The organism is Streptomyces coffeae, assembly GCF_016741875.1.
GTDB lineage: Bacteria > Actinomycetota > Actinomycetes > Streptomycetales > Streptomycetaceae > Streptomyces > Streptomyces coffeae.
Genome location: NZ_JAERRF010000080.1, coordinates 1 through 6,353, shown reverse-complemented (window position 1 = coordinate 6,353; position 6,353 = coordinate 1). Strand labels below are relative to the sequence as shown.

The 6,353-nt window shown below is 68.6% G+C and carries 7 protein-coding genes; 2 read left to right on the top strand and 5 right to left on the bottom strand.

Annotation, left to right across the window (positions count from 1 at the left end; translation table 11 throughout):
• Positions 1 to 13: 13 nt before the first annotated feature.
• Positions 14 to 1,090 carry a hypothetical protein gene (locus JK363_RS40835; RefSeq protein WP_201883393.1) on the bottom strand — a complete coding sequence of 359 codons (1,077 nt, stop codon included), beginning with the start codon at positions 1,088 to 1,090 and terminating at the stop codon, positions 14 to 16.
• Between the two features lie 34 nt (positions 1,091 to 1,124).
• Here JK363_RS40835 and JK363_RS40830 point away from each other — a divergent pair, with 34 nt between their 5' ends.
• On the top strand, positions 1,125 to 1,643 hold the full coding sequence (locus JK363_RS40830; RefSeq protein ID WP_201883392.1) for a hypothetical protein: 519 nt from the start codon (positions 1,125 to 1,127) through the stop codon (positions 1,641 to 1,643).
• A gap of 65 nt (positions 1,644 to 1,708) precedes the next feature.
• Complete coding sequence (locus JK363_RS40825; protein ID WP_201883391.1) at positions 1,709 to 2,083, top strand: hypothetical protein; 375 nt, start codon at positions 1,709 to 1,711, stop codon at positions 2,081 to 2,083.
• 668 nt (positions 2,084 to 2,751) lie between these two features.
• Here JK363_RS40825 and JK363_RS40820 read toward each other — a convergent pair.
• The 4 genes from JK363_RS40820 to JK363_RS40805 form a co-directional block, all read right to left on the bottom strand.
• On the bottom strand, positions 2,752 to 3,597 hold the full coding sequence (locus tag JK363_RS40820; protein ID WP_201883390.1) for a winged helix DNA-binding protein: 846 nt from the start codon (positions 3,595 to 3,597) through the stop codon (positions 2,752 to 2,754).
• Positions 3,598 to 3,720: 123 nt separating this feature from the next.
• Positions 3,721 to 4,689: a hypothetical protein gene (locus JK363_RS40815; RefSeq protein WP_236076564.1), complete on the bottom strand. Its 969-nt coding sequence runs from the start codon at positions 4,687 to 4,689 to the stop codon at positions 3,721 to 3,723.
• Complete coding sequence (locus tag JK363_RS40810) at positions 4,686 to 5,639, bottom strand: C40 family peptidase (RefSeq protein WP_201883389.1); 954 nt, start codon at positions 5,637 to 5,639, stop codon at positions 4,686 to 4,688. Before JK363_RS40810 ends, JK363_RS40815 begins: the two co-directional genes overlap by 4 nt.
• On the bottom strand, positions 5,639 to 6,353 hold a 715-nt coding region (locus JK363_RS40805), incomplete at its 5' end, for a replication-relaxation family protein (protein ID WP_201883388.1). The genes JK363_RS40805 and JK363_RS40810, both read right to left, overlap by 1 nt.

Genomic DNA, 6,353 nt, shown 5'->3' with positions numbered 1-6,353 from the left:
AAAAGAGACCGTCCTAAACAAGAGAGCGGGCGGCCGAGGAGACTCCCAGGACGAGCAGGGCGGTTGCTGGCAGTGCGAATGACGACCAGCGGCCCAGCGCCCTGATTCGGCGGCGCGTACTTCTCAGCATCCGGTGGAAGGGGGAAAGGCGCGCGAATTCTGGTGCGGGGTAGCCCTCATGCTGCATGTAGTCCTGGCACAGGCGTACCGAGAGCGACATCAGGAAGTCGTGGGGGGCGTAGGTGGCCGGCGCCTGGATCAGGACGCCGAAGGCTGCTTGCTCTGTGGCGTTTTCCAGCAGGGTGGACTTGCCTACTCCACGAGGGCCACATACCGCGATGGTGCCCTCGTCCAAGTGGTTGAGCTTGCGGTGCAACTGCTCCATGGCTTCGGTCTGGACGACAAAGCCCGGTGCGCGTGGTGCGCGCAGGCCCTTCGACGTCCCCTGCGGGACGAAGAGGGAGTCGGGGTCTTCGCCCATGAGGTGACGGATCATGCCGTCCATTACGGGGACGATGCCCTTGTCGAAGAGGACCACGCCCCACACCACGGCGCGATAGCTGAGCTCGGCGCGTGCAGCAGCGCACGAGATGCTCAGGACGGCGGCGAGCAGGCAGTACCGGAGGTTGAACCAGACGGCGGTGCCGCGCCAGAACAGGATGAAGATCAGCAGTGCGGTGCTGAAGAGGGCTACCAGCAGGGCCATGAGGCCGCCGGTGATGAGCACGGTCAGGCCAGCTGCGGACAGCAGCACGCAGACGACTTTCCAGTTCCACTCAGGCTCGTCTGCGGCCGCCTGCTGTTTGGCCCGTGCCCGCTCCAGGTCGACAACGGCTTTGTCGTAGGCGGCCCGTTCCGGGCCATCAGCCTGGGTGTAGGCCGCATTTCTGTACATGGAGCGGTGCATCTCGTCAAAGACGTCGCGCCGCGAGGTTCCCGGCCTCTTCCCCAGCTTGCGTGCCCGTGGAGGCTCATCCAGCGCGGCCCAAACGCACTGCTCATAGACATCGTCCCGATTCGGTGCCACGAAGAGCTGAACGAGCTGCACCACCGAACGCAGCCAGGGCTTGTTCAGTAATGACCACGGCATCTGTCCTGGCCTCCCCCGAGTTTTCAGTCCGCAGATGCTAGCGCCACGCGGGTCCGGACAGCAGGCGTCCATCGGGGCGTGGCTGGAACACATCGCCGTGCCGTCAGAGGTCGTCCAAGACCACTTCAAGACCGTGCGTGCAGGGGAGGATGCAGCCATGACCTTCTCCTGGAAGATTCCCCCGTGGAAGCGCCACGAGGACTGCACGTACTTGGCTGTGACCTTGATAGATCAGGGTGGCGGGCACTCCGGTTCCATCACGGAAGGCGTGCGGGGCGACGACGCGATCGAGGCGTTAGCCGATCTCCTGATGACCCCAGGTTCCCCGCTCGGCCCCGGGCCGACGCATCCGGCACTCATAGGCGTGGTCGTACGGCGCGGCATCGACACAACGTGGCTGGCGCAACCACCCATCCAGGTTGCCCGAGACGAGCGAGGCCGGTGGCAGGTCGCTGTCGGAAACGCCACGGACGAGGACGTCACAGTGTTTTCCCCCACTGAGATAAGTGGCCTCGTCAGCAGGCTGCGCTCTCAGTACGGCCGCACCGGCTGAACCCGCACCGGAACCATCCTTGAGTCCGTCGTGAACAGACCGTCATCTGCATCCGGGGAGCGGAAGTGAACAACATCGAGGTACCGCTGCGCACATACGAGCACCTGCTCACGGGGTTCATCTGTCACGAGGCGATCGATCTCGCCAGGAACTACGCCAACAGCGGTGTAGCACACCCCGGGGACCCCTTCGGGAACGTCTTCGCGTGGCTGTGGGAGACGAACCTCAGCAACGCGGTGTCGCTCTTTGCGGATCTCCTGGCTGAAGCCCGCCGGCAGGCCGCTGAGCCGGGCAAGGAAGTGACCTTGAAGGCTCTGGCCAGTGACCTTCGGTTCGCTCTCCACAACACCCCGCTGTCCCACTCCAGCACGTACCAGGAGATCGAGAAGACCCTCAAAGCCGAGGTCCCCTCCTATTTCGGGGGACGCACCGATATCTAGAGGGGAGATACCGCAGGAAACAGGCATCTGCTGCGTACATGCGCTCCCTTCTGAAGCTGTTCCGGGACGTTGAGGTTGAGGTACTCGAGCGGGGAGAACCGCTTGGGGATCAGGGCTGCTGCGGGGGCGTCTGGTCACTCACGCTGGTTCAAGGCCCGCGTCGACGTACGAGATGATCGACGATCCGGCTTGGGTGGATTGGCGCGGCGGCTGGGCTCACCCCTGGGACGCCGCCTGAGCAGGACCGAGGTCGCGAGGAACGGGGCGCAGCAAAGGCCGCCCGCCGCGCGAGGTGGAAGGGGCGCAGGGGGGCGATCTGCGGGCTGGTACTCGACGACGGTGTCTGAGCAGATGGCCGTCAGTGCCTCGGCACCCAGGGCCCTCAGCCGTAATTGGCTGCCTCGGCGCGGGTCAGACTCCTGCACTGTTCGAAGGCCAGCCGACCCCGGACACTGCTCAAACCGGTGAACCACTGCTGCTGGTACTAGTGAACAGAGCCAGTGTGTCCGACCGAGCCATCGGCGCGCCACCGGGGAGCCAGTGGCGAGCCACCGTGGCTCCAACTGGAGCCAATGGGGTCGGGGGATGACCTGTGGGCCCAGAGCAAGGGCCGGGTTGTCGCCCTGCTGGTTGTGGGGCGGCACCCGGCCCGTGGGCCGTCGGCTGGTCTATGCGTCGCCGTTGGCGGGTGTGGTGGCGAGGCGGTAGGTGCGCGGGTGTTCGGTGACCTGTTCGGCGATGCCTTGCTTGGTCAGGGTGGCCAGGGCGTTGGCGATCGCGCCGGAGCTCTTCGCGATGGTCCGGCTGATGCGGGTGGCTGTGAACGCCTCGTTGGGATGCGCGGTCAGGTGGTCGATGACCATTTGGCGCAGGGCGCCGGGAGCGAGGCGGACCTTGTCTGTGCCGGACAGGGCGGTCGGTCGGACTGGTTCCGGTGCTCCGGGAGGCATTGTTCCCGCTACCCGGGGCGTGGGAGCGGGAGCCGGAGTCGGCGAGCCGTCGGACTCCGTCTCCCGTTCCGACTCCCGTGGGGCATCGGACTGGTCCTCGTGCTCCGTGTGCTCAGCGTCACTGTCAGGTTCGTTGACGTGGGTCTCGCCGTGGCGCGACCTGTCGTCCCCGCACGTGGGCGGCTCTGCCGCGTGGGCGGAGTCGCCGGTGTGCGGTGTTGCGGGCTCGGGCCCTGTGATGGTCTCGGGCGACGGCTCCTGCGGGGTGTTCGTTGAGAAGCCGGGGTCGTTGTCCGGCGACGGAGTGGCATACCAGTAATTGACGGGGCGCCCGCGGCCTTCGGCGGCGCTTGTCTCGCAGCGGGCGAGGCCCATTTGTTCCAGGACACGTAGGGCTTTGGTCGTGGTGGAGCGGCCGGCTCCGGCAGCTTGGGCGAGGTCGGCGCTCGTGGCACCGGGCTGGCTGCTCAGCACGGCCCATACGGCGGCTTCAGCGCCGGTGAGCTGTTGGGGGTCGGGGCGGTCTGTGGACGGCGGGTGAGGGATGTTGGGGGTGGTTGACATGATGGGGCCTCCCACGACGGATGGTTGGTGGTTGGAGAGAGCCCCGGCCGGGGTGCTCGCGGCGCGTGGCCTACGCGGTAGATCGCGGGCGACCACCATGGACGCTCTGCGGTGGCCGACAAGTCAAGCCGCTCCCCTCACCCCCACGGGTGCATCCGGGGTCGGCTGGTGAGGTGTGGGCCCGGGTGCGGTGCGGGGTGCGAGTGCTCCCGGGGCGTGGTGGGTATCGAGGCGGGTGCGCAGTTCACGGGCGCGTCGTTGGCCCAGGTGCAGGTGGCGTCGGAGCTGCCGGATGCTGACCGGCTGTCCGGTGCTCTGCCGTGCGGCGGCGTCCAGGGCGAGGGCTTGCGCGTACAGCTCGGCCGCTGCGCGGTTATCCGTGCGGGGCTGGAGTGCGGGGGTGTTGGGGGCAGGGTGCGGCCCGTCGGGGTGCGCGGGCGTTTCCTGTGAGCCATCGCCCGTCGGGTGCGGGTGCGGGTGCGGGTTGTTGAGCGGGCGGGGGTGCGGGGCGGGCTTCGGGTGCGGTGTGGGGGGCGGGGCCCCGGCGGATGATGGGGTGACGGGTGCGGGTGCTCCCGGAGTGTTCCCGTGCTGCTCCCGGAGCGGTGCGGTGGTGGGGTGCGGGTGGACCTGCTGGGGTGCGGTGGTGGGGTGCAGGTGGGTGGTGCAGCGGCGGTAGGCGGCGACGGTTTCGGTCAGTCCGATGAGGAGGAGTGGGGGTACGGAGTGCAGGAGCACTCCGGCGGGGTTTGCGTGGCGGGGCCAGCCGATGTGGTCGTCGGGCCAGAGCGAGGTCCAGGTGTTCATGAGGGTTGCGGTGAGACCTGCGGACCAGCGCAGGGTGGTTGACCAGCGTGGTGGTGGGATGCCCCAGGCGGCGAGGCGGGCGTCGGCGTAGAGAACCGTGGTGAGGGTGAGGGCGACCATCGGGTCGAGGAGGAGGGCGATGGGCCAGGGGATGTGGTGGTCGGTGGCGAAACCGGTGACGTTGACGGCGGTGAAGACGAGCGCGAGGACGGCGACGCCGGCCAGGATGCGGACCAGGGCGCGTAGCAGGGCATCGACTTCGGCCTGGGTGGGCTGGGTGCTCACCGGGCACCGCGCAGGTTCGGGCGGGTCGCGCCCTGATAGGTGGCACTGGTCAGCCGGACTTGGGCTTCGCGGACCGCAGCCCCTGGACGGGGCGCGTCGATCATGTGGTGTCTGCCTGCATAGATCCCGACGTGGGTGATGGCGTGGGGCCCGGTGCCGAAGAACAGCAGGTCTCCGGGCAGGAGTTGTTCTTGTGTGGCCAGTCGGGGTCCGGCGTCGTACTGGTCTTGTGCCACGCGCGGGATGGTGATCCCGGCGCTGGCGTAGGCGGCTTTGGTCAGGCCGGAGCAGTCGAAGCCGCCCTCGGCGGGGCCGTCGCCGCCCCACACGTATGGGGTGCCGAGCTGGCGACGAGCGAAGGCGACCACAGGCGATGCGCGCGCGGAGCTGGTGGCGGTTCCGGGGCTGGTTGTTGGGGAGGTGGTGGCATAGCGTCGTGCGATCCGCAGGATGTCGGCGACGTAGGTGTGGGAGTGGTTGTAGGCGTAGATCGCGTGCTTGAGGTTCTGGCTGTGCTTGGCGCCGTTCGCGCACAGCAGGCGTGCTGCGGCGAATACGGCGTCGACCGGGTCCCATGGGGTGGGCGGTCGTTTCCCGCCCGGGGGTACGGGGTGTGCGTAGGTTTTGAAGGTGGCCGGCAGGAATTGCATGGGCCCGACCGCGCCTGCTGAGGATTTCATGGTGGGGTGGCGGCTGTGGTTGGTCTCGGCCTTGCCGATGGCGGCGAGGATCGTCCAGGACAGGCCCGGGCATTCGGGGGCGGCCCTTTGGTAGAGGGCGAGCATGGCTGGGGGGATGTCGGCGAGCGAGTTCTTGCCGGGGGTGGCCGAGGTGCTGCTCGATCCGGGGTTGAGGGAACTGAGCAGTGCGGCGACCAGACACACGGCGAGCAGAGGCAGAGCGAGCATCGCACAGCCGACGCCGGCGGTGGCCTTGGCGAGCAGGCTCATCAGGATTGTGTTGTGGGTGGCAGTGGGGGGACGGGGAGGGCCAGGGCGGTGTCGGCGTCGGTGGGCTCGAGACCTGCGGCCGGGGTCAGATCGGTCCAGTGGGCGGCGAGGGCGATCAGTGTGGTGCGGCGGGCTGCGGGTTCGAGCGGGGTCCACCAGGAGCCCCAGGGCGTCGTGGTGGTGAAGTCCAAAGAGGAGGTGGCGACGCGCAGGCCCAGTTCGCGCGCGGGTTGGGTGAGGCGGTGGCGGATGGCTCGGTCACGGGAGGCGGTGCGGGTGTGGATGAGCAGGGCGGGGCGGGTGCCGGTGGAGGCGGTGAAGGCGGCGTATCCGGCGAGTTTGGCCTCCACCCGGGACAGGGACTGTGTGCCGGTGTCGTACTCGAGGAAGAACGGCAACAGGCGCCGGTCCTCGGCTGCGCTGGACGGGTCTTGCCAGTGGGCGTAGGCGTCAGGGCGGATCATGTCCTCCCAGCGGCGGGCGCAGAAGCGTTCCGACAGCCACAGGGTCAGACCGCTGCCGGGGGTGTGGCGGGCGTAGGCGGCCAGGAGGGTGAGGAGTTCGTTGACGCCCGTGTCGTGGCCCAGCCAGGGGGAGTAGGCGATGCGGCCGGTGGCGGTGGGGCGCCAGCCCAGGGTGGTGAGTTCGCATCCGGTGTGGGCGGCGAGCAGCGTGGCGCCGAGGGGGCCGAGCGTGTAGTGCTCGGGGGCGGAG